Raw genomic sequence first — 20,613 nt, forward strand, 5'->3', positions numbered from 1 at the left:
CGGACGATCTGAAGGTGACGTGGGGACGGGCGGCGACGAGGGGGCTGAACCGGCCGGCGCGGTGGTGGACGACGCCGCTGCGGCGTTCGCCGCTGCCTACCGTCTCCTCGCGCCCCAGGTCCGCGGGTACGCCCGCCGGCAGGTCCCCGACGACCTGGCCGAGGACGTGGTCTCCGAGACCTTCCTGGTCCTGTGGCGCCGGTGGGCCGACGCGCCGTCCGCCCCGGAGCAGCTGCGCCCCTGGGTGTTCACGGTCGCCCGGCACAAGATCCTGCACGTGCGTGAGCAGCACGGCCGCGCCGCGCACGTCGTCGGCCGGGTCGCCGCGATGGAGCCGACCCGCCCCGCCGCCGTGGACCCCGCCGACGCCCTCGCCGCGGCGGACCGCGCCCGCCGGCTGCTCGCGCAGCTCCCGCCCGCCGAGAGCGAGGCGATGGCGCTGACCGTCTGGGCGGGGCTCGCCCCCGCCGAGGCCGCCGCGGTGCTCGGCTGCTCGACGACCGCGCTGACCTCGCGCCTGTCCCGCGCACGGGCCAGGCTGGCGGCCCTGCTCGACGGCGAGGGCGCCTCGCCGTCGGAGCGGCCGTCCCGCACCCACGACCCCGACCGGGGCGCCACGCCGGTCACCGCCACGAACCCGGAGAGGAGACGCCGATGACCGACGACCGCACCGCCGACCAGCACCGTGCCGCCGACGACCGCGCCGCCCTCGACGAGGTCGCGGCGCTCCGTGCCGCCCTCGCCGCCCACGGGCTCGAGCCCGGCACCGCCGGCGACCCGCAGCCGGACGAGGCAGCGGTCGCCGCCGCCATCGCGCGGATCGTGGCGGTCCCGCGCGACGGCGCGCCGGACGGCACGGTCCCGCAGGACGGGATGCTCCCGTCGGACGCGCCGCTCCAGCCGGACGCGCCGCTCCCGCCGGACGCCCCCGCCCCCGGCGGCGACGTCGTGGAGCTCCGGCCCCGGCGCGCGCGGCGCTGGTGGCGGGCGGCGGGGGGGTTCGCCGCAGCCGCCGCGGCCGTGGCCGTCGGCCTGAGCGTCCTCCCGGGGCAGGACCCCGCCCCGGCGGTCGCGCTCGGCTCGCCGCCGATGCTCGCCTACCCCCTGGACCCCGAGGAGCTGGCGGCCGGGGCGGGCGAGCCGGCGCGGGACACCCTGCTGGACCTGGCGGCCGCGGCGGCGGAGCAGGACGACCCGGAGCCCGCCGGGCCCGTGCAGCACTCCCTGTCGCAGAGCTGGCTGCTGTCCAGCACCGACGACGGCGCGAGCGGGAGCACCACGACCATCGACCCGACGGTGGTGGAGTCGTGGATCGGCGAGGACGGGTCCTGGACCATGGCCGAGTGGCGCGGCGCCCACCTGGAGGCGGACGGCCGCCTGGGGGCGCCCGGCACCGCGCCGGAGGACGCCGTCGTGGACCGGCTCCCCGCCGGGCAGATGGACCCCGACGCGGTGCGGGACCTGCCGCTCGACCCGACGGCGCTGCGGGCGGAGCTGCTGGAGCCGCTGGCGGGTGTCGGCTGCGGGCCCGACGGGGACCCGGCGTCGGGCGCCTGGTGCGTCTACCTGGCGGTCACGGACCTGGCCGACCGGTACGTGCTGCCGTCCGCGCTGGAGTCGGCGGTCTGGACGGTGCTGGCCGAGGAGCCGGGCGTGACGCTCGCGGGGGAGGTCACCGACCGGCTCGGGAAGCGCACGGTGGCCGTCTCCGTGCCGGCGCCGGCGTCCGACCCGGCCCCCACGGTGCGGGTGCTGCTCGTCGACCCCGCGACCGGCCGGCTGTCCGGCCGCGAGGAGGTCACGCTGTCCTCCCCGCTGCTGGAGATCACCGAGCCGACCGTCACCCTGTTCCGGTACACGCTCGCGTCCGACTGGGTGGCCGAGGTGGGCGGCCCCGGCCGCGGCTGACGGCCGAGGTCGCTCGCGAGGACCCCGTCAGGCCTGCAGCTCGACGAGGAGCGCCGGGACCTCGTCCGCGAGCTCCCGCGCGAGGTAGCCGAGCGGCCCGACCCGCGCGGCGAGCCGGTCCCCGGCGCTGCCGTGCACCGCGGTGCCCCAGCACGCCGCCTGCTCCGGGGAGCACCCGCCCGCGAGGAGCCCCGCGACCGCCCCCGCGAGCACGTCGCCGCTCCCGGACGTGCCGAGCCCCGCGTAGCCGGTGGCGGACACCCAGCGACGTCCGTCCGGGTGCGCCACGGTGCCGGCGCAGGTGACGACGGCGCCCCACCGGTCGGCGACCCTGGCGGCGGCGTCGGCGGCCGCCACGTCGTCGACCCCGAGCAGGCGGGCCGCCTCCGCGAGGTTCGGCGTCAGCACGGCGCGGCCCTCGGGCAGCGTCACGTCGCCGTCGAGCCCCGGGAGCACCCCCAGCGCGAACGCGTCGAGCAGCACGGCGGCGTCCGAGCCGGCGAGCGCGTCGAGCACGACCCGCACCAGCGCCGCCGAGCCCTCCGGCTCGTCCAGCCCCGGTCCGACGACGACGGCCTGGGCGCGGTCCAGCTCCTCGGCCAGGTGCGGGCCGGGGCTGCCGGTGGGGGAGCCGTCGCCGGACTCGGGGAGCCCCAGCACCCCCGCCTCGGGCGTCGCCACGGCCAGCGCGGTCGCCACCGACTCCGCGACGGCGAGCGTGAGCCGCCCCGCGCCGATCCGGAGCGCGGTCAGGCCGGCGAGCGCCGCGGCGCCCGGCGTGCGGCGCGCGCCGCCCACCACGAGCACCGCGCCGCGCGCGTCCTTGTCGCCGTCGCGCGCCGGCAGCGGCCAGCCGCGCAGGAGCGCGGGGGTGAGGGCCGGCGCGTCAGTCATCGCCCTGGCCCGGGTGCTCGGTGACGGCGGAGTCCCGGTGGTCCAGGTGGGCCACCTCGTCGAACTGCTCCGCGGTCCACCGGTCGGGGCCGCCGGTCAGCACGGTGAGCGACGCGTTCCGCACGCTGCGCTCCGCGACCTGGGCCATCAGCTCGTCCTCGGTGAGGCCCTCGCACACGTACCGCAGCAGCCAGATGACCGCGTCGTGGCACACGACGAGCACCCGGCGGTCCTGCTCGCGGCGCGCGAGGTCCCCGACCAGCGAGCGCAGCCGCAGCGCGACGTCGGCCCAGGACTCGCCGCCGGGCGGGCGGTAGTACATCTTGCCGAGGTGGTCGCGGCGGGTCGCCTCCTGCGGGAACCGGGCGTCGACGCCGTGGCTCGTCCAGCCGTCGAGGATGCCGAGCTCGCGGTCCCGCAGCCGCTCGTCGACCACCGGCCGCAGGTCGAGGCCGGCCTTCTCGACCGCCAGCTCCGCGGTGCGCCGGGCCCGGACGTACGGCGAGCACCACAGCGCCTGGGGAGCCTGATCGGCGGGGAGGGTCGCGAGGTGCGCGCCGAGCGCCCGGGCCTGCTCCTCGCCCGTGGCGGACAGCGGGGTGTCGGCGTCGCGGGTGGTGATGCCGACCGACTCGGCCCCGGCGCGCTCGGCGCGGGTGGCGGCGACGTTCCCCTCGCTCTCCCCGTGCCGGACGAGGACGAGTGTGCTGGTCATGCCCTCACCGTCGCAGCACGCCGGAGCCCGCGCATCCGCAGCGGCGGTGGGCCCGAGGTCCCGGGCCGGCGGCCGCTCTGTCGCTACCGTGATTGTGACAGCGTTCACAAAGATCGAAGGAGATCAGCCGTGCCCGAGATGATGAAGGCCGCGGTCGTGCGCGACCTCGGTGCCCCCCTGGTGGTCGAGGAGCGGCCGGTTCCGGTGCCGGGCCCGCACGAGGCCCTGGTCAAGGTCGACTACTCCGGCGTCTGCCACACGGACCTGCACGCCGCGCGGGGCGACTGGCCCGTCCGGCCGGTCCCGCCGTTCGTGCCGGGTCACGAGGGCGCGGGCACCGTGGTCGCCGTCGGTGCGGAGGTCCGCGGCGTCCGGGAGGGTGACCTCCTGGGCAACGCCTGGCTCGCCACCGCCTGCGGCACCTGCGTCGACTGCCTGCGCGGCTGGGAGACCCTGTGCACGGCGCAGCAGAACTCCGGCTACTCGGTGGACGGCTCGTTCGCCGAGTACATGCTGGTCGACGCCCGGTACGCGCCGCGGATCCCCGCGGGTGTCGACACCGCCGGCGTCACCGCGGTGCTGTGCGCGGGCGTGACCGTCTACAAGGGCCTGAAGGTCGCGGGCGCCAAGCCGGGCGACTGGGTGGTGGTGTCGGGGATCGGCGGGCTCGGCCACATGGCGATCCAGTACGCCGCCGCGATGGGCTACCGCGTCATCGCGGTGACGGGGTCCGAGTCGAAGCGCGCGTCGGCGCTCGAGTACGGCGCCGAGCTGGTGGTGAACTACCGCGACGGCGACCCGGGCGAGGCGGTGCACGACCTGGTGGGCGGCGCGCACGCGGCGCTGGTGACGGCCGTGAGCGAGTCGACGTTCCCGCAGGCGCTGTCGATGCTGCGCCGCGGCGGCACGGTCTCGTTGGTCGGGCTGCCGCCGGGGACGTTCCCGCTGTCGATCTTCGACACGGTGCTGCGGGGCCTGACCGTGCGCGGGTCGATCGTCGGGACCCGCCTGGACATGATCGAGGCGATCGACTTCTTCGCCCGCGGTGCGGTCCGCACGAAGTACGAGCTGCGCCCGCTGGACGCCGTGAACGACGTGTTCACCCGCATGGAGACCGGCACGATCGACGGACGGGTGGTCCTCGACCTCGGGCTGTGACCCGCTGTGACGGGCGGGTCCGGGGCGGTGTGACTCGCTGTGACACGGGTCACACCGTCCCGGTGTGACGAACGGGCGCTCCCTGCGAACTACACGGATGACACGGCGGACGGTGGAGGGACCCGACGGCGTGGGGTGGCCCGTCCGAGCCCGCAGGGGGCGGCTCGGCCGGGCCGCCCGTGTCGTCAGCTCGCGGGCGGGCCCAGCGGGGCGGCGGCCAGCGCGCGTGCCACCCCGACCAGGTTCTGCGCCATCGCGCGTCCCGTCGCGTGGCTCCACTCGTGGCCCTCGTCGGTCTCCGAGTAGCTCGGCCCCGGCCCGGGGCCCCGGTTCCAGTAGGTCCAGGCCTGCGGGGCGATGGTGAAGCCGATGTCGGCCAGCCCGCCGGCGATCTCCGAGATCACGTGGTGCGCGCCGTCCTCGTTCCCCGTGACGACGACGCCCGCGACGCGGTTGTAGGCGACCGGCCGCCCGTCGTCGTCGGTCTCGGAGATCATCGCGTCCAGCCGCTCCAGCGCCCGCTGCGCGTACGACGACGGGTGGCCCACCCAGGTGGGGGTCGCGAGCACCAGGATCTCCGAGCGCAGGATCTCCGCCCGGACCGCCGGCCACTCGTCGCCCTCGCCCAGGTCGGACTCGACGCCCGGCGGGAGGTGGTGGTCGGCGAGGCGGACGGTCCGCACGTCGACCCCGTGACCCTCCAGGGCCTCGACGACGACCTGCGCCAGCGCGCCCGTGTTCGACGGCTCCGGCGACGGCTTCAGCGTGCAGTTCAGGACCACGGCTCTCATGGACCCACCGTGCCGCAGCCGCGGGGATCAGGCGACCGGGGTGTCCCGGCGGCGCGGGGGGACGGGGCGCCGCGGCCGGCGCACCGGCGCGGGGTCGGCGGCGACCGGCGCGGTCTCGTCGTGCCGCCGGTCCTCGGTCGCGCTCGCGGGGTCCGGGGCCGGGAGGTCCGCGGTCGCCGCGCCGGGGGTCGCGGGGTCCGAGGTCGACAGGTCCGGGTCCGCGTCGGGCCCGTCGGCGTCCACCGCGGGGCCGCTCGGGCCGGTCGCGGTCCCGGCGGGTGCGGCCCCGGCGGTGGCGGCGAGGCCCGGCATCATCCGCTCCAGGCGCGGCTGCCAGCCGTCGAAGCGCGCCGGGAAGCACCGCTGGAGCAGGTCCAGCATGGCCGCCGCGGCGGTGGACGCGCCGGGGGAGGCCCCCAGCAGGCCGGCGATCGAGCCGTCGGCGGCGGTGACCAGCTCGGTGCCGAACTCCAGGACGCCCCCGCCCGCGCCCCGCTTGATCACCTGGACGCGCTGCCCGGCGGTGATGAGCTCCCACCCGCGGGACCGCGCGGACGGCATGAAGCCCCGCAGGGTCCGCAGGCGGGCCTCCCGCGTCGCGAGCACCTCGCCGATGAGGTACTTCAGCAGGTCCAGGTTGTGCAGGCCGACGGCGAGCATCGGCACGACGTTGCCCGGGCGGACCGTGCGCAGCAGGTCCAGCCACGAGCCCTGCTTGAGGAACTTCATGCTCCAGCCGGCGTACGGGCCGAACATCACGGCCGGGGTGCCGCCGACCACGCGGGTGTCGAGGTGCGGCACGGACATCGGCGGGGACCCGACGGCCGCCTTGCCGTAGACCTTCGCGCGGTGCTGGGCGACGACGTCCGGGTCGGTGGTGCGCAGGAACTGCCCGCTGATCGGGAAGCCGGCGTACCCCTTGATCTCGTCGATGCCGGAGGCCTGCAGCAGCCGCAGCGCGCCGCCGCCCGCGCCGATGAACACGAACCGCGCGTCGAGGGTCGACCGCTTCGGGCTGGCGTTCCACGACCGGTCGACCAGGTGCAGCCGCCACGAGCCGTCCCGGCGGCGGCGGACCCGGCGGACCTCGTGCTGCAACCGGACGGTGGCGCCGCGCGCCACCAGGTCGTCCACGAGGTGCCGCGTCAGGGCGCCGTAGTCGACGTCCGTGCCGTCGTCGGCGCGGGTGGCGGCGACGGGCTCGTCGGGGTCGCGGCCCGCCATCACCAGCGGGGCCCACCGCGCGATGGTCGCGGGGTCGTCCGTGAACTCGAGGTGGGCGAACCGGGGGTGCGCCGTCAGCGCGGCGTGCCGGCGCCGCAGGTAGTCGACGTCCGCGGCGCCGCGGACGAACGTCACGTGCGGCACGGGGGACAGGAACCGGTCGTCGGGCAGCCGGCCCTGGTCGCGCAGGTGGTCCCACAGCTCGCGGGACAGGGCGAACTGCTCGTTGATCGTCACGGCCTTGGCGATGTCGATCGAGCCGTCCGCGCGCTCCGGCGTGTAGTTCAGCTCGCAGAGCGCGGCGTGGCCGGTGCCGGCGTTGTTCCAGGCGTCGGTGCTCTCCAGGGCGATGCCGTCCAGCCGCTCGACGATCTCGATCCGCCAGGACGGCTCGAGCTCCGACAGCAGCGTTGCGAGAGTGGCGGACATGATGCCGCCACCGACCAGGACGACGTCGACCGGCTCACCGTTTGAGGACACCGTTCGATGGTAACCAGCGCGGCGGGGCGGTCGCGCACCATCCCCGGCGGGCGGACACCAGGGAGGTAGGTCCTCCGTCGTGATCCGGACGCCCCTCCGGCGTGCGAGGCGACCGCGACGGTGCCACCGTGGGCCCATGAGCACCGACGACACCACCAGCAAGGGCTACGACCCCGCCGAGGACCCGGACTCCGACCCCGCGATGCTCAACCCGCGCACGGGTGAGCAGGCCGACGGCGGCGACGCCGACACGGACGCGGACACCGACGCCGAGGCGGCCAACCTGAACCCTCGTGCCGAGGGCGCGGACGGCGGCGGCGCCGACACCCCGTGAGGCAGCTCGACCGCGCGCTGCTCCAGACGTACCTCGGCGACCACCTCGCCGGGGCCACGGGCGGCAGCGCGCGGTTCGGGCGCATGGCCGAGGCGTACGCCGACACGCCGCTGGGCCCCGCGCTGCGCCGGATCGCCGACGAGGTGACCGACGAGCGCGAGTGGCTCCGGGAGACGGCGTACCGGCTCGACGTGAGCCCCAGCGTGCTCAAGCGCGTGGGCATCGCCGTCACGGAGCGGGTCGGGCGGCTGAAGCCGAACGGGCGGCTGTCGAGCCCGTCGCCGCTGTCGGCCGTCATCGAGCTCGACGTCATGCGCGGCGCGGTCACCGCCAAGCGCGGCCTGTGGGAGACGCTCGACGTCTGGGCCGACGAGCTCGGCCTGGACCGCGAGCGGGTCCGCCGGCTGCTGGACCAGGCCGACGGCCAGATCGCGACGCTGACCCGGCTCGGCGCGGTCGCGCGCGAGCAGGCGTTCGCGCGGGACGCGGAGCCCGGGCAGCCGGGGACCGAGCGGGACCGGCCGTGAGGGTCGTCGTCATCGGTGCCAGCGGCAACGTCGGCACCGCCCTGCTGCGCCGGCTGCGCGGCGACGACATCGTCACCTCCGTCGTCGGCGTCGTCCGCCGGGCCCCGCAGGGTCCGCCGCCCGCCCCGTACGACGCGGTCGACTGGCACGCGGTCGACATCGGCGCGCGCGGCCCGGACGATCCGGTCGTCGAGCGCCTGACCCGGGTGGTCGGCGGCGCGGACGCCGTCGTCAACCTCGCCTGGCTGATCCAGCCGAGCCACGACCGCGACCAGCTGCGCCGCGTGAACGTCGACGGGATGCGGCGCGTCCTGGCCGCCGTCGTCCGGGCGCGCGTGCCGCACCTCGTGGTCGCGTCGTCCATCGGCGCCTACTCGCCGTCGTACTCCGACGAGCCCCGCGACGAGGACTGGGACACCGGCGGCGTCCGCACGTCCGACTACAGCGTCGACAAGGTCGCCGTCGAGCGCCTGCTGGACGAGGCCGAGCTGCGGTACCCGACGCTGACGATCGCCCGGCTGCGGCCCGCGTTGGTCTTCCAGCACGCCGCGGGGCACGAGATCAAGCGGTACTTCCTCGGTCCCTTCGTGCCGGCGGGGCTGCTCGACGGGAACCTGCCGGTGCTGCCGTGGCCCGCCGGGGTGCGCGTCCAGGCGGTCCACGCCGACGACCTGGCCGAGGCCTTCCGGCAGACGATCGTGCGGCAGGCGCCCGGGGCGTACAACGTCGCCGGGCCGGGCGTCATCCGGGCCGGCGACGTCGCCGCGTCGCTGTCCGAGGGGAAGTGGCGCGAGGTGCCGCACGGACCGGTCCGCGCCGCGCTGGCCGCCGCGTGGCACGCGCGCCTGGCGCCGATCGGCCCCGGGTGGTTCGACCTCGCCGCGTCCGTGCCCGTCATGGACACCGGCCGGGCGGAGCGGGAGATCGGCTTCCGGCCGCGGTACACGGGCGTCGAGGCGATGCGGCAGCTCCTCACGGGCATCGTGCGCGGCGCCGGCACGGCGAGCCCGCCCATGCGCCCGCGCTGATCGGGGATGCTGGGGGCATGTCCGACGACCGCCTCGTCCTCGGCGACCCCGCCGCCCCCGTCACGATCACCGAGTACGGGGACCTCGAGTGCCCGTACTGCCGCTCCGCGGAGCCGGTGCTGCGCACCCTCGTCGAGGAGTCGGGCGGGGGCGTGCGCCTGGTGTGGCGGCACTTCCCGCTGTTCCAGCTGCACCCGCACGCGCTGATCGCGGCGCTCGCGGCCGAGGCCGCCGCGGAGCGGGGCCTGTTCTGGCAGATGCAGCGCGCCCTGTTCGCCCAGCAGGACCGCCTGACCGAGCCGGACCTGCGCGCGGCGGCCGCGCGCCTGGGCGTCGACCCCGAGGCGGCGGCCGGGCCGGGCGCGCAGCGGTTCGCGGACCGGGTCGAGGCGGACTACGTCGGTGGCCTCGGGCTCGGCATCCGGGGCACGCCCACCCTGCTCGTGCAGGGCGAGCGGTACCGGGGGCCGGTCGAGCTGCCCGCGCTCCGCGAGGCCGTGGCCCTGGCCGCAGCCGCGCGCTGACGGGCCGCGGCCGCGCGCTGACGGGCCGCGGCCGCGCGCTGACGGGCCGCGGCCGCGCGCTGACGGGCCGCTGACCGGCGCGGGCCGGTCAGGACCCCGCGACCCACGGGCGCGGCGGGAGCCCCGGCGGCGGGTCGTCGTCGGGGGAGCACAGCGGCAGCTTGTCGCCGAGGATCCGCAGCAGGACCGTGCCGAGCACCGCCGCCACCAGCGACCCGGCGAGGATGCCGATCTTCGCCTGCTCGCGCAGCGCGCCCTCGAACGCCAGCTCCGCGATGAACAGCGAGATGGTGAACCCGATGCCCGCGAGCACGGCGCCGCCGACCAGGTGTCCCCACCGCACGCGCCCGGGCAGCCGGCCGAGCCCCGTCCGGATCGCGAGGGTCGCGGCGCCGGTGATCCCGATCGTGTTGCCGAGCACCAGCGCGACCGCCACGCCGATCGTCACGGGCGAGGTCGCCGCCGCGCGCAGGGCCTCGGAGTCCAGCCGCACGCCCGCGTTCGCCAGCCCGAACACCGGCACCACGACGAACGCGGACCAGGGGTGCAGCACGCGCTGCAGCCGCTCGCTGGTGGGGACGGCCGCGCGGGCGGCCAGCTCGGTGAGGTGCTCCCGGTCCGCGGTCGTGTCGGCGACGAGGCCGCTGGCCCACTCCGGCACCCGCTCGACGTGGTCGCGGGACATCGCCCGGGACGGCAGCAGCAGCCCGACGAGCACGCCCGCGAGCGTCGCGTGCACCCCCGAGGCGTTCACCGCGAACCACAGCGCGATGCCGACCAGCGCGTACGGGGTCAGCCGCCACACCCCGAGCCACCGCAGGGCCAGCATCGCGACGACCAGCCCTCCCGCCACGCCCAGCGCGACCGGGTCGACGCCGTCGTTGTAGAACACGGCCATCACCGTGATCGCGCCGATGTCGTCGACGATCGCCAGCGTCAGCAGGAACAGCCGCAGCCGGTCGGGGCACGCGGGGCCGAACAGCGCCAGGATGCCGACCAGGAACGCCGTGTCGGTCGACATGACGACGCCCCAGCCGTGCGCCGCCTCGGTGCCGGCGTTGAAGGCGAGGTAGATGACCGCGGGGACGGCCAGGCCGCCCAGCGCGCCCAGGGCCGGGACGGCGATCGTCCGCCGGTCACGGAGCTCGCCGCTGGTCACCTCGCGGTTGATCTCCAGGCCCACGACGCAGAAGAACACCGCCATGGCCGCGTCGTTCACCCAGTGGTGCAGGTCGAGGTCCAGCCCGAAGGAACCGAGGTGGAACCCCGCGGACATCGACCACAGCGCGTCGTACGAGCCCGACCAGGGGGAGTTCGCCCACACCAGCGCGAGCACCGTGGCGGCGAGCAGGAACACGGCGCTGCCGGCCTCGGTCGCCAGGAAGTCCCGGACGGACGGGCTGACGGACGGGAACCGCACCCGCAGGGGCGGTCCCGGCAGGGCGCGGGTCGGATCGGCGGCGTCCGTGGCCACGGGCGGCTCCCTCGTTGACGATCGGTGGGCGGGGCGGCGTGGCCCCGTCGCCCGAACGTCCCCCGTGGCGTCAGTATGCCGAGTGGCGTCGAACGGGCGCGGCGGCCGGGCCGGCGCCGATGCGCGACGATGGGGTGATGACGACGCCGCATGCCCGCACGCCCCTCGACCCCGGCCCCCGCACCGCCCTCGTCACCGGGGCCGGGCGCGGCATCGGGCGCGGCATCGCGCTCGGGCTCGTGCGCGCCGGCTGGGACGTCGCGCTGGTGGGCCGCACCCGCGAGCACCTGGAGGCCGTCGCCGCCGAGGCCCGCGCCGCCCGGCCGGACGCGCTGGTGGTCGTCGAGCCGGCGGACGTCGTCGACCGGGCCGCCGTCGATGCCGTCGTCGGCCGGGTCGAGGCGGCGTTCGCCGAGCGCGGCGGGCTCGGGCTGCTCGTGAACAACGCGGGCGTCATCGAGCGCCGCGAGGTGGACCTGGCGCAGGACGACCCCGAGGACGTGTGGCGGGTCGTCGAGGTCAACGTGCGCGGCCCGCTGCTGGTCACCCACGCGGTGCTCCCCGGCATGCTGGCGCGGGGGACGGGCCACGTCGTCAACATCAACTCGGGCTCCGGGCACCGGCCCTCGGGCGTCTACACCGGGTACGGCATCAGCAAGGGTGCGCTCGCCCGGCTGACCACGATGCTCGACCGGCAGTACGCCGACCGCGGCGTGCGGGTGCTGGACGTCGCGCCCGGGGTCGTCGTCACCGACATGACCCAGGGGATGCCGCTGCACGACGACCGCAGCGAGTGGACCCCGGTGGAGGCGACGGTCGAGCTGGTGGACGCGTTCGGCTCCGGGCGGCTCGACGCGCTGTCCGGGCGGTTCGTGCGGGCCGGGACGGACACGGAGGAGTCGCTCGCGGCGGTGACGGACCGGATCCTGGCCACCGACGCGCGGACCCTCCGCCTGGCCCCGTACGGCGAGGACGACCCGGTCGCCTGACCGGCGGCCCCCGGGGTGGAACCCTCGGGTGGAACGTTCCGACCGGCACGCCGACGGCGTGTCCGCTCGAACGGTCCACCCGACCCCGGTGCCGGGGCGTCAGAGCGCCGGGGACGCCAGGCTGCGCGGGACGTGGGCGGCGTGGCCGGCCGTGCGCAGGGCGTCGCGCAGCCGCTCCGCCGCGGCGTCGAGGGCCTCGGCCGGCACGTCGTGGCGGGCGTTCGCGAAGCTCAGCTCGCCCTCGCCCCAGGCCGGCAGGACGTGCAGGTGCAGGTGCGGGACCTCGAACCCGGCCACGACCAGCGCCGCGCGCGGGGCGTCCCACGCGACCTCCTGCGCCCGGCCGATCGTCTTGGCGACGACCACCAGGTGCGCGAGCAGGTCGTCGTCCGCGTCGGTGAACCGGGGCACCTCGGCGCGGGGGACGACCAGGACGTGGCCGTCGGTGATCGGCGCGATGGTGCCGAAGGCGACGGCGTGCTCGTCGGCCCAGACGAACCGCCCGGGGATCTCGCCGTCGATGATGCGGGTGAACAGGGTCGCCATGCGGCCACCGTACCCACGCGGGCACGCGCGTGGACGCGGGGTCAGCCCGCGAGCTTCGCCTGCAGCGCCAGGACCGTGCGCCAGTTCCGTCCCGTGCCGGTGCGGCCCGCGAGGCGGTCGAGGACGGCGGCCGTGACCTTCGACCGGCCGATGCCGTCCGGGTAGTGCACGTAGCCCTGCGACCCGCGCCACGTCCCGCGCTCGCGGCCGTACCGGGACAGGTCCACCTCCCCGTCGGGCGCCGGCCCGTCGAAGAACAGCACGACGAGGTGCGCGGGGTCGTCCCGCGCGGCGTCGGGGTACGGGTTCGCGGCGACGACGTCGTCCAGCTGCGCCCGCGACCGGACGGTGAGCGCGAGCGGCCGTCCGAGCTCCCGGGTCAGGTCCGCGGCCAGGCGCTCCGCGAGGCCGGCGACGGTCGCGGGGGAGCCGGGCGCGGGCGTCAGCAGCAGGTTGCCGGTCGCGAGGTGCGTGGCGACGTCCCCGTGCCCGAGCCCGGACGCGGCGGCGCGCAGGTCCGCCATCGGCAGCGCGGACGCGCCGCCGACGTTGACCGCCCGCACGAGCACGAGCACGCGCTCGCCCGGCGGGACGGCGTCGGGCTCGGGTCCGGCCATCGGCGTCAGAGGTAGCGCAGCGGGTCGAACTCGTCGAGCGGGATGATCCGCAGCCGCGGCAGCGTGACGTTGAACGCCTTGACGTCCGACTCCAGGTCGAACGCCTCGAGCCCCCGCTCGGCGAGGTGCGACAGCGCGGTGCTGGTGAACTCCCGGAACGCGAGCAGCCCGACGCGGCGGTCGCCGCCGAGCAGCGCCTCGATCTCCGGGGCGAAGTCGCCGTCGTGCGACGCGAGCAGCACGTCGCCCGGCCGGTCGGCCAGCGCCGCGAGGGTGCGCTTGATGCCGATGTCGACGACCTTGCCCTCGCCCGCCAGCGGGATGGGCTGGTACCCGATCGCCAGCAGCGCCTGGACGAACGACATCGGCAGCGTGCCGCTGGTGGCGTTGAGGAAGAACAGGCCCTTCGGCTGCTGCCCCCACGTGCGGTGCGCGAACTCGAGCACGCGCTCCCACCGGGGCCGCTGCTCCGGCGTCGGGCGGCCGTTGAGGATCGACGAGCCGAGGGTCGCGTCGATGTTCTCGCCGTCGACCAGCACGTACGTCGACCGGACCCCGTCGTTCTGCATGCGGGCCAGCGTACGCCGAGGGGCCCCCGCGCCGGGGCGGGACGGCCCGGCGGGACCGGGCGCGCGCGCGGAACACCCGCGACCCGGGCAGGGTTGGGTCAGGGTGTATGCGAACGCATGAACAGGACGGGACGACGATGACGACGCAGGAGCACCCCGGGGCCCGGGACGCGGCGCACGACGGCGCGCGCGCGGACGCACGAGCGGCCGCCGTCGCGTGGGAGGAGCTGTTCCGCGCGCAGGTCGCGATCATGCGGCGGCTGCAGCGCGACCCGATCTGGGACCGCGTGAGCCTGCGGGAGTACGACGTCCTGTTCACGCTGTCGGGCGCCCCCGCGGGCCTGCGCCTGCGGGACCTGGCCGAGTCGAGCCTGCTCAGCCAGCCGAGCCTCAGCCGGATGGTCGAGCGGCTCGAGGACGCCGGGTGGGTCCGCCGGGCGCCCGCCGCGGGTGACGGCCGCGGCGTGGTCGTGGCCCTGACCCCCGCCGGCGCGGCGCTGCAGCGGGAGGTCGGCCGGCGGCACGTGCAGGCGATCGCGCACTACGTCGGCGGGGCGCTCGACGCCGAGCAGCTGGCCCGGCTCACCGACGTCGCCGGCGCGCTGCGCGCGGGCCAGGCGGGCATCCCCGACCTGGAACGCGACCCCCGCGAGGCATGACGCGCGTCACACGCGGGGGCGCCGTCGCCGCTGGTCCGGGGCCGTCCGGGCCGCCCGGCGCGACCGGAGGGACCTCCGGCCCACGACTTCGGGGCCGCCGGCGCACACCATGGTGAAGGCGGTGCCGGCCCGGGCAGGGGGTCCGGGCGCCGCCGATCTTCCAGCCGCAGGAGGGCAGAGCGATGCAGATCTTGGTGACGGTGGCGTCCCGCCACGGTGCCACGGCGGAGATCGGCTCCGCGATCGCCGCGGTGCTGCGCGCCGACGGGCACACCGTGGCGGAGGCCGCGCCGGACGAGGTGACGGACCTCGCCGGGTACGACGCCGTCGTGCTCGGCTCCGCGGTGTACACGGCGCACTGGCTCCCGGCGGCGCGCGAGTTCGCCGTCCGGTTCGCCGACGGGCTCCGCGAGCGGGACGTCTGGGTGTTCTCGTCCGGGCTGGCCACGCAGCCCGCCGCGTCGGCGAACAGCCCGCACGAGCTGCGGGCGCTCATGCGGGACGTCGGCGCGATCGGGCACCGGGCGTTCGCGGGCCGGCTGCTGCGCAGCGAGCTCGCGTTCGCGGAGCGGGCGCTCATCGCCGGCGCGCGCGCCAAGGAGGGCGACCACCGGGACTTCGCGGCCGTCGAGGCCTGGGGCCGGCAGATCGCCGAGCGGCTGCGGACGCCGGCCCGCGCCAGCGCCTGACGCGCCCTGCAAGCCGCTTGCAAGCCGGAGTCGTAGAGTTGCGGCCATGTCGGGTCGACTCGCCGAGGTGGCGCAGAAGGTCGGGGTCTCCGAGGCCACGGTGAGCCGCGTGCTCAACGGGCGACCGGGCGTCTCGGAGCAGACGCGGCAGGCGGTGCTCACCGCCCTCGACGTGCTCGGCTACGAGCGCCCGACGAAGCTCCGCGGCGAGCGCGCGCGCCTGGTGGGCCTGGTGCTCCCCGAGCTGCAGAACCCGATCTTCCCCGCGTTCGCGGAGGTGGTCGGCGGCGCGCTGGCGCAGCAGGGCTACACGCCGGTGCTCTGCACCCAGACCGCGGGCGGCGTGTCCGAGGCCGACTACGTCGACCTGCTGCTCGCCCAGCAGGTCTCCGGGATCGTGTTCGCCGGCGGGAACTTCGCGCAGCGCGGCGCCGACCACGAGCACTACGCCCTGCTCGCCGACCGGGGCCTGCCGGTCGTGCTGATCAACGCCTCCATCGAGGAGCTGCCGTTCCCCCGCGTGTCCTGCGACGACGAGGTCGCGGTGGAGCAGGCCGTCGGGCACCTCGCGTCCCTCGGGCACACCCGCATCGGCCTCGTGCTCGGGCCGGTCGACCACGTGCCGTCGGAGCGCAAGCTGCACGCCGCCCGGGCCGCCGCGGCCCGGCTCGGCCTCACCCTGGACGACGACGTCGTGGTGCGCAGCGCGTACTCGCTGGAGAGCGGCCAGGCCGCCGCCACCCGGCTGCTGCGGCAGGGCGTGACCGGGCTGGTGTGCGCCAGCGACCCCCTGGCGCTCGGGGCGATCCGCGCCGCCCGTCGCGCCGGGAAGCGGGTGCCCGAGGACGTGTCCGTGGTCGGGTACGACGACTCCCTGTTCATGAACTGCACGGAGCCCCCGCTGACCACCGTCCGGCAGCCGATCGAGCCGATGGGCCGCGCCGCGATCGACCTGCTGGTCGGGCTGATCGGCGGGCACCCGGTGTCCACCGACGAGCTGCTCTTCGAGCCGGAGCTCGTCGTCCGCGGCAGCACCGCCCCCGCCCCCGCCGCCTGACCCGCGGGGGCGCCCCCGTCGCCGCGCCCGCCGCCTGACCCGCGGGGCCGCGCGCCCCTCCGGCCGCCGAGGTCGTCAGTCCTGCACGAGGTCGTCCCGCGGGACTGACGACCTCGTGCGCGTGTGACGACCTCGAGCTCCCTCTCGGCCTCGGCTGTCGCCCCGACCTTCGCCTCGCCTCGGCCCTCGCCTCGCGTCGGGGTGCGTGGGTCGCGTTTCGGTAACGGTCCTGTCGGGTTCTTGCGCGAAAGCAGTCGTCGGATTTAGTGTCCCTGCTACGCGGTCATCGCCGACCGCGGACCGGGCAGCCGTCGCGACAGCGCGGCCGACGAAGGACGAGGCACGCCGTGGTGCACCCCCCGACCGACCCCACGTGGTGGCGCGACGCCGTCATCTACGAGGTCTACGTCCGCTCGTTCGCGGACGGTGACGGCGACGGGACCGGGGACCTCGCGGGCGTGCGGAGCCGGCTGCCGTACCTGCGGGACCTGGGCGTCGACGCGCTGTGGTTCACGCCCTGGTACGCGTCGCCGCTGGCGGACGGCGGCTACGACGTCGCCGACTACCGCGCGATCGACCCCGCGTTCGGCACGCTGGCCGAGGCGGAGGCCCTGATCGCCGAGGCGCTCGAGCTCGGCATCCGCACGGTCGTCGACGTGGTGCCGAACCACGTCTCGGACCAGCACCCGTGGTTCCGGGCGGCGCTCGCGGCGGGCCCGGGGTCGCCGGAGCGGTCGCGGTTCTGGTTCCACCCGGGCACCGGGCCGGACGGCTCCGGCATCCCGACGCACTGGGTGTCGAGCTTCGGCGGGTCGACGTGGACGCGCACGACCGACCCGGACGGCACGCCGGGGGAGTGGTACCTGCACCTGTTCGCCCCGGAGCAGCCGGACCTGAACTGGACGCACCCCGACGTGTGGGCGGAGCACGAGGACGTCCTGCGGTTCTGGTTCGACCGGGGCGTGGCGGGCATCCGCATCGACTCCGCGGCGCTGCTGGTGAAGGACCCGGCCCTGCCGGAGCTGCCGGAGCCCGGCGCGGCCGTCGCCCCCGGGGCGCACCCGCACGTGGACCGGGACGAGCTGCACGACGTGTACCGCGCGTGGCGCAAGGTCGCGGACTCCTACGCCGGGACGCGCGTGCTGGTCGGGGAGGTGTGGCTGGAGGACGCCGACCGGTTCGCCGCCTACCTGCGCCCGGACGAGATGCACACCGCGTTCAACTTCGACTTCATGGCGCAGCCCTGGGACGCCGCGGCGCTGCGGGCGTCGATCGACCGGACCCTGTCCGCGCACCGCGAGGTGGGAGCGCCCGCCACCTGGGTGCTGTCGAACCACGACGTCACGCGCCCCGTGACCCGGTACGGCCGCGCGGACTCGTCGTTCGCGTTCGCCACCAAGCGGGCCGGCGTGCCGACCGACCTGGAGCTCGGGACGCGGCGGGCCCGCGCCGCGGCGCTGCTCACCGCCGCGCTGCCCGGGTCGCTGTACCTCTACCAGGGCGACGAGCTGGGGCTCCCGGAGGTCGAGGACCTGCCGCCGGAGGTGGTGCAGGACCCGATGCACGCGCGGTCCGGCGGCGTCGACCCCGGGCGCGACGGCTGCCGCGTCCCGCTGCCGTGGTCGGGCGACCGGCCGCCGTTCGGGTTCGCCCCGCACGGCGTGACGCCGTGGCTCCCGCAGCCCGACGACTGGGCCGCCCGCACCGCCCAGGCGCAGGCGGACGACCCGGCGTCGATGCTCACGCTGTACCGGCGGGCGCTGGCGCTGCGGCGCGCGGAGCCCGGGCTCGGCGACGGCGACCTGCGCTGGCTCGACGCGCCGGCGGGCGTCCTCGCCCTCGCCCGCGGCGACGTGCTGTGCGTCGTCAACCTGACCGCCGAGCCCGTCGCGCTCCCCGCGCACGCCGGCGTGCTGCTGGCCAGCCACCCGCTCGACGGCGGCCGCCTGCCCCCGGACGCCGCGGCCTGGCTCCGCGCCGCCGGCACCCCCTGACCGCACCAGCCCACACCCACCCGCACCACCCGACACCGAGGAGTGACGATGAGGTCCTCACGCACGACGGCGATCGCCCTGTCCGGCGCGCTGTCCTTCACCCTGCTGGCCGCGTGCAGCAGCGGCTCCGACGACGCCGGCGACGGGGAGGGCACGGGCGGCAAGACGGTCCTGCGCGTCGTCTCCCTGCTGCCCGGCTCGGAGCAGGAGGCGTTCGACGCCTTCGACGAGCAGGTGGCCCAGTTCGAGGCGGCGAACCCGGACATCGACGTCCAGCCGGAGGAGTACGAGTGGAAGGCGACGACGTTCGCCGCCCAGCTCGCCGGCGGGACCCTGCCGGACGTCTTCGAGATCCCGTTCACCGACGGCAAGACGCTCATCGAGAACGGCCAGCTGGCCGACATCGACGCGCAGTTCCAGGAGCTGCCCTACGCCGGGGACTTCAACCCGAACGTCCTCGACGCCGGGACCGGCGCGGACGGCAAGGTGTACGCGATCCCCGCCAAGTCGGTCTACGGCATCGGCCTGCACTACAACCGCACCCTGTTCGCCCAGGCGGGGCTCGACCCGGACGACCCGCCGACCACCTGGGACGAGGTCCGCGCCGACGCGAAGGCCATCGCCGACGCCACGGGCCAGGCGGGCTACGCCACGATGACGCAGGACAACACGGGCGGCTGGCAGCTGACCGTGGCGACCTACGCGCGCGGCGGGCGGGTGCAGGAGGCCAACGACGACGGCACCTACACGGCGACGCTCGACAACGACGGCACGAAGGCGGCCCTCGAGTACCTGCACGACCTCCGGTGGGAGGACGGCTCGATGGGCGCGAACTTCCTGCTCGACTGGACCAGCATCAACCAGGCGTTCGCGGCGGGTCAGGTGGGCATGTTCACGTCGGGCTCCGACGTCTACACCTCGCTCGTGCAGACCAACGCCATCAACCCCGACGACTACGGCCTGACCGCCGTGCCGCTCGAGGGCGACGACGCCGGCGTGCTCGGCGGCGGGACGCTCGCGGCGGTCAGCACGTCCGCCGACGAGGAGGTCAAGGACGCCGCGGTGAAGTGGATCGACTTCTACTACCTGCGCAAGCTCACCGACGAGCAGGCCGCCGTGCAGGACGCGGAGACGCTCGTGGCCTCCGACCAGCCGGTCGGGACGCCGGTGCTGCCGATCTTCTCCCAGGAGCAGTACGAGCAGTCGCAGGAGTGGATCGCCGACCTCATCAACGTGCCGCTGGACCAGATGACCGGCTTCACCGACGTCATCTTCGACCAGCCGCTCGTCCCCGAGCCCGCCGGCTCCACGCAGGAGCTGTACGGCGCGCTGGACACGGTGGTCCAGGCGGTCCTGACCGACGAGGGCGCCGACATCGACGCGCTGCTGGAGCAGGCGGACGCGCAGGTGCAGGCGGTCCTCGACAAGAACGCGGGCTGACGTGGCGTCCCTGCCCGCCGTCGCTCGTGCGCGCCGCCCGCGGCGGACCCCGGTCACCTGGGTCCGCCGCGGGGGGCTGAGCACGCTGGTCTTCGCGCTGCCGCTGCTCCTGGTGTTCGGGCTGTTCTCCTGGCTGCCGATCGGCCGCGCGGTGCTCATGAGCCTGCAGGAGACGAACCTGGTCACCACGGCGTGGGTCGGGCTGGACAACTTCCGGAACGTCCTCGCCGACCCGCTGCTGGGCACCGCGGTGCGGAACACGCTGTGGTTCGCGGTGCTCGCGCTGCTCATCGGCTACCCGGTCCCGCTGCTCGCGGCCGTGCTGATGAGCGAGGTCCGGCGCGGGAAGGGGCTGTTCAGCGCGCTGGCCTACCTGCCGGTCGTCGTGCCGCCGGTGGTGGCGGTGCTGCTGTGGAAGTTCTTCTTCGACGCGCGCCCCGAGGGCGTGTTCAACACGATGCTCGGCTGGGTCGGTGCCGGCCCGGTGCCGTGGCTGCAGGACGCGGGCTGGGCGATGCCGTCGCTCGTCCTGGAGGCCACGTGGGCCGGCGCGGGCGGCACGATCATCATCTACCTGGCCGCGCTGACGTCGGTCCCCGGCGAGCTGTACGACGCGGCCGAGGTCGACGGGGCGTCGGTCTGGCGCAAGGTCTGGCACGTGACGATGCCGCAGCTGCGCGGTGTCCTGCTCATCACCTTCATCCTGCAGATCATCGGGACCGCGCAGGTGTTCCTGGAGCCGTACCTGTTCACCGACGGCGGCCCGGCGAACGCGACGATCACGGTGCTGCTGCTCGTCTACCGCTACGCGTTCGGGCAGAGCCTCGGCGGCGACTACGGGGCGGCCACCGCGCTCAGCCTCATGCTCGCCGTCGTGCTCGCGGTGCTGTCCGTCGCGTACTTCCGACTCACCCGGTCCTGGAGCACGTCATGACGACCTCGACGACGCCCGCCGCCCCCGCCGCGGTGGTCGCCCCGTAGTCGCCGCCGAGGCTC

Annotated in this window: 22 protein-coding genes; 14 read left to right on the forward strand and 8 right to left on the reverse strand. The window is 76.0% G+C overall.

Features of this window, described 5'->3' with window-relative positions:
* Positions 1 to 19: 19 nt before the first annotated feature.
* Positions 20 to 658, forward strand: coding sequence for a sigma-70 family RNA polymerase sigma factor (locus tag QNH85_RS16080; RefSeq protein WP_282948027.1), 639 nt, complete (start codon positions 20 to 22; stop codon positions 656 to 658).
* Positions 655 to 1,908: a CU044_5270 family protein gene (locus tag QNH85_RS16085; RefSeq protein WP_282948029.1), complete on the forward strand. Its 1,254-nt coding sequence runs from the start codon at positions 655 to 657 to the stop codon at positions 1,906 to 1,908. The genes QNH85_RS16080 and QNH85_RS16085 overlap by 4 nt, the downstream gene beginning before the upstream one ends.
* Before the next feature lie 27 nt (positions 1,909 to 1,935).
* Here QNH85_RS16085 and QNH85_RS16090 read toward each other — a convergent pair whose 3' ends face one another.
* Together QNH85_RS16090 and QNH85_RS16095 are read right to left on the reverse strand one after the other, a co-directional pair.
* The gene (locus QNH85_RS16090; protein ID WP_282948031.1) at positions 1,936 to 2,802 is read right to left on the reverse strand and encodes an NAD(P)H-hydrate dehydratase; all 867 of its coding nucleotides are present in this window, start codon (positions 2,800 to 2,802) and stop codon (positions 1,936 to 1,938) included.
* A complete protein-coding gene (locus QNH85_RS16095; RefSeq protein WP_282948033.1) occupies positions 2,795 to 3,517 on the reverse strand; it encodes a histidine phosphatase family protein in 723 nt (240 codons plus the stop codon). The genes QNH85_RS16090 and QNH85_RS16095 overlap by 8 nt, the downstream gene beginning before the upstream one ends.
* Positions 3,518 to 3,655: 138 nt before the next feature.
* On the opposite strand from QNH85_RS16095, the gene QNH85_RS16100 reads away from it, so the two are divergent.
* Positions 3,656 to 4,675 (forward strand): zinc-dependent alcohol dehydrogenase, encoded by a 1,020-nt coding sequence (locus tag QNH85_RS16100; protein ID WP_282948072.1) that lies wholly within the window; start codon positions 3,656 to 3,658, stop codon positions 4,673 to 4,675.
* Between the two features lie 185 nt (positions 4,676 to 4,860).
* Here QNH85_RS16100 and QNH85_RS16105 read toward each other — a convergent pair whose 3' ends face one another.
* Positions 4,861 to 5,466, reverse strand: a complete 606-nt coding sequence (locus QNH85_RS16105) for a flavodoxin family protein (RefSeq protein ID WP_282948035.1) — start codon at positions 5,464 to 5,466, stop codon at positions 4,861 to 4,863.
* 27 nt (positions 5,467 to 5,493) lie between these two features.
* The gene (gene mqo / locus QNH85_RS16110; protein WP_282948037.1) at positions 5,494 to 7,170 is read right to left on the reverse strand and encodes a malate dehydrogenase (quinone); all 1,677 of its coding nucleotides are present in this window, start codon (positions 7,168 to 7,170) and stop codon (positions 5,494 to 5,496) included.
* A 136-nt stretch (positions 7,171 to 7,306) separates the two neighbouring features.
* On the opposite strand from mqo, the gene QNH85_RS16115 reads away from it, so the two are divergent.
* Genes QNH85_RS16115 through QNH85_RS16130 form a run of 4 tightly spaced genes read left to right on the forward strand, consistent with a single transcriptional unit; the run spans position 7,307 to position 9,583 of the window.
* The gene (locus QNH85_RS16115) at positions 7,307 to 7,504 is read left to right on the forward strand and encodes a hypothetical protein (protein ID WP_213282851.1); all 198 of its coding nucleotides are present in this window, start codon (positions 7,307 to 7,309) and stop codon (positions 7,502 to 7,504) included.
* Positions 7,501 to 8,031 (forward strand): hypothetical protein, encoded by a 531-nt coding sequence (locus QNH85_RS16120; RefSeq protein ID WP_282948039.1) that lies wholly within the window; start codon positions 7,501 to 7,503, stop codon positions 8,029 to 8,031. Before QNH85_RS16115 ends, QNH85_RS16120 begins: the two co-directional genes overlap by 4 nt.
* Positions 8,028 to 9,059 carry an NAD-dependent epimerase/dehydratase family protein gene (locus QNH85_RS16125; protein ID WP_282948041.1) on the forward strand — a complete coding sequence of 344 codons (1,032 nt, stop codon included), beginning with the start codon at positions 8,028 to 8,030 and terminating at the stop codon, positions 9,057 to 9,059. Before QNH85_RS16120 ends, QNH85_RS16125 begins: the two co-directional genes overlap by 4 nt.
* A 17-nt stretch (positions 9,060 to 9,076) precedes the next feature.
* Positions 9,077 to 9,583, forward strand: a complete 507-nt coding sequence (locus QNH85_RS16130; RefSeq protein ID WP_282948043.1) for a DsbA family protein — start codon at positions 9,077 to 9,079, stop codon at positions 9,581 to 9,583.
* A gap of 88 nt (positions 9,584 to 9,671) precedes the next feature.
* Here QNH85_RS16130 and nhaA read toward each other — a convergent pair whose 3' ends face one another.
* Complete coding sequence (gene nhaA, locus QNH85_RS16135; protein ID WP_282948045.1) at positions 9,672 to 11,057, reverse strand: Na+/H+ antiporter NhaA; 1,386 nt, start codon at positions 11,055 to 11,057, stop codon at positions 9,672 to 9,674.
* 137 nt (positions 11,058 to 11,194) lie between these two features.
* Here nhaA and QNH85_RS16140 point away from each other — a divergent pair, with 137 nt between their 5' ends.
* Complete coding sequence (locus QNH85_RS16140) at positions 11,195 to 12,046, forward strand: SDR family NAD(P)-dependent oxidoreductase (protein WP_282948046.1); 852 nt, start codon at positions 11,195 to 11,197, stop codon at positions 12,044 to 12,046.
* Between the two features lie 99 nt (positions 12,047 to 12,145).
* On the opposite strand, the gene QNH85_RS16145 is transcribed toward QNH85_RS16140, so the two are convergent.
* Genes QNH85_RS16145 through QNH85_RS16155 form a run of 3 tightly spaced genes read right to left on the reverse strand, consistent with a single transcriptional unit; the run spans position 12,146 to position 13,778 of the window.
* Entirely contained in the window at positions 12,146 to 12,592 is a 447-nt protein-coding gene (locus QNH85_RS16145; RefSeq protein WP_282948048.1) for an HIT family protein, read from the reverse strand.
* Positions 12,593 to 12,633: 41 nt separating this feature from the next.
* Complete coding sequence (locus QNH85_RS16150; RefSeq protein WP_282948050.1) at positions 12,634 to 13,209, reverse strand: DUF1697 domain-containing protein; 576 nt, start codon at positions 13,207 to 13,209, stop codon at positions 12,634 to 12,636.
* A gap of 5 nt (positions 13,210 to 13,214) precedes the next feature.
* A complete protein-coding gene (locus QNH85_RS16155; protein WP_213282859.1) occupies positions 13,215 to 13,778 on the reverse strand; it encodes an NYN domain-containing protein in 564 nt (187 codons plus the stop codon).
* A gap of 137 nt (positions 13,779 to 13,915) precedes the next feature.
* On the opposite strand from QNH85_RS16155, the gene QNH85_RS16160 reads away from it, so the two are divergent.
* From QNH85_RS16160 to QNH85_RS16185, 6 genes are all read left to right on the forward strand, one after another.
* Positions 13,916 to 14,437: a MarR family winged helix-turn-helix transcriptional regulator gene (locus tag QNH85_RS16160; RefSeq protein ID WP_282948053.1), complete on the forward strand. Its 522-nt coding sequence runs from the start codon at positions 13,916 to 13,918 to the stop codon at positions 14,435 to 14,437.
* A gap of 182 nt (positions 14,438 to 14,619) precedes the next feature.
* Positions 14,620 to 15,126, forward strand: a complete 507-nt coding sequence (locus QNH85_RS16165; RefSeq protein WP_282948055.1) for a flavodoxin domain-containing protein — start codon at positions 14,620 to 14,622, stop codon at positions 15,124 to 15,126.
* 46 nt (positions 15,127 to 15,172) lie between these two features.
* Positions 15,173 to 16,183, forward strand: a complete 1,011-nt coding sequence (locus QNH85_RS16170; protein ID WP_282948056.1) for a LacI family DNA-binding transcriptional regulator — start codon at positions 15,173 to 15,175, stop codon at positions 16,181 to 16,183.
* A gap of 347 nt (positions 16,184 to 16,530) precedes the next feature.
* Positions 16,531 to 18,177, forward strand: a complete 1,647-nt coding sequence (locus QNH85_RS16175; RefSeq protein ID WP_282948058.1) for a glycoside hydrolase family 13 protein — start codon at positions 16,531 to 16,533, stop codon at positions 18,175 to 18,177.
* 48 nt (positions 18,178 to 18,225) lie between these two features.
* The gene (locus QNH85_RS16180) at positions 18,226 to 19,617 is read left to right on the forward strand and encodes an ABC transporter substrate-binding protein (RefSeq protein WP_282948060.1); all 1,392 of its coding nucleotides are present in this window, start codon (positions 18,226 to 18,228) and stop codon (positions 19,615 to 19,617) included.
* A gap of 1 nt (position 19,618) precedes the next feature.
* Positions 19,619 to 20,551 carry a carbohydrate ABC transporter permease gene (locus QNH85_RS16185; RefSeq protein ID WP_282948062.1) on the forward strand — a complete coding sequence of 311 codons (933 nt, stop codon included), beginning with the start codon at positions 19,619 to 19,621 and terminating at the stop codon, positions 20,549 to 20,551.
* The last annotated feature ends 62 nt before the right edge of the window (positions 20,552 to 20,613 follow it).

The sequence above is a fragment of the Cellulomonas endometrii genome (assembly GCF_949769265.1).
In the GTDB taxonomy this organism is placed as follows: Bacteria; Actinomycetota; Actinomycetes; order Actinomycetales; family Cellulomonadaceae; genus Cellulomonas; species Cellulomonas endometrii.

Excerpts from the sequence above, each read along its gene's own strand:
- QNH85_RS16085 (WP_282948029.1), top strand. The coding sequence starts at position 655 with ATGACCGACGACCGCACCGCCGACCAGCACCGTGCCGCCGACGACCGC.
- QNH85_RS16090 (WP_282948031.1), bottom strand. The coding sequence starts at position 2,802 with ATGACTGACGCGCCGGCCCTCACCCCCGCGCTCCTGCGCGGCTGGCCG.
- QNH85_RS16095 (WP_282948033.1), bottom strand. The coding sequence starts at position 3,517 with ATGACCAGCACACTCGTCCTCGTCCGGCACGGGGAGAGCGAGGGGAAC.
- QNH85_RS16100 (WP_282948072.1), top strand. The coding sequence starts at position 3,656 with ATGATGAAGGCCGCGGTCGTGCGCGACCTCGGTGCCCCCCTGGTGGTC.
- QNH85_RS16105 (WP_282948035.1), bottom strand. The coding sequence starts at position 5,466 with ATGAGAGCCGTGGTCCTGAACTGCACGCTGAAGCCGTCGCCGGAGCCG.
- QNH85_RS16115 (WP_213282851.1), top strand. The coding sequence starts at position 7,307 with ATGAGCACCGACGACACCACCAGCAAGGGCTACGACCCCGCCGAGGAC.
- QNH85_RS16130 (WP_282948043.1), top strand. The coding sequence starts at position 9,077 with ATGTCCGACGACCGCCTCGTCCTCGGCGACCCCGCCGCCCCCGTCACG.
- QNH85_RS16140 (WP_282948046.1), top strand. The coding sequence starts at position 11,195 with ATGACGACGCCGCATGCCCGCACGCCCCTCGACCCCGGCCCCCGCACC.
- QNH85_RS16145 (WP_282948048.1), bottom strand. The coding sequence starts at position 12,592 with ATGGCGACCCTGTTCACCCGCATCATCGACGGCGAGATCCCCGGGCGG.
- QNH85_RS16150 (WP_282948050.1), bottom strand. The coding sequence starts at position 13,209 with ATGGCCGGACCCGAGCCCGACGCCGTCCCGCCGGGCGAGCGCGTGCTC.
- QNH85_RS16155 (WP_213282859.1), bottom strand. The coding sequence starts at position 13,778 with ATGCAGAACGACGGGGTCCGGTCGACGTACGTGCTGGTCGACGGCGAG.
- QNH85_RS16160 (WP_282948053.1), top strand. The coding sequence starts at position 13,916 with ATGACGACGCAGGAGCACCCCGGGGCCCGGGACGCGGCGCACGACGGC.
- QNH85_RS16165 (WP_282948055.1), top strand. The coding sequence starts at position 14,620 with ATGCAGATCTTGGTGACGGTGGCGTCCCGCCACGGTGCCACGGCGGAG.
- QNH85_RS16170 (WP_282948056.1), top strand. The coding sequence starts at position 15,173 with ATGTCGGGTCGACTCGCCGAGGTGGCGCAGAAGGTCGGGGTCTCCGAG.
- QNH85_RS16180 (WP_282948060.1), top strand. The coding sequence starts at position 18,226 with ATGAGGTCCTCACGCACGACGGCGATCGCCCTGTCCGGCGCGCTGTCC.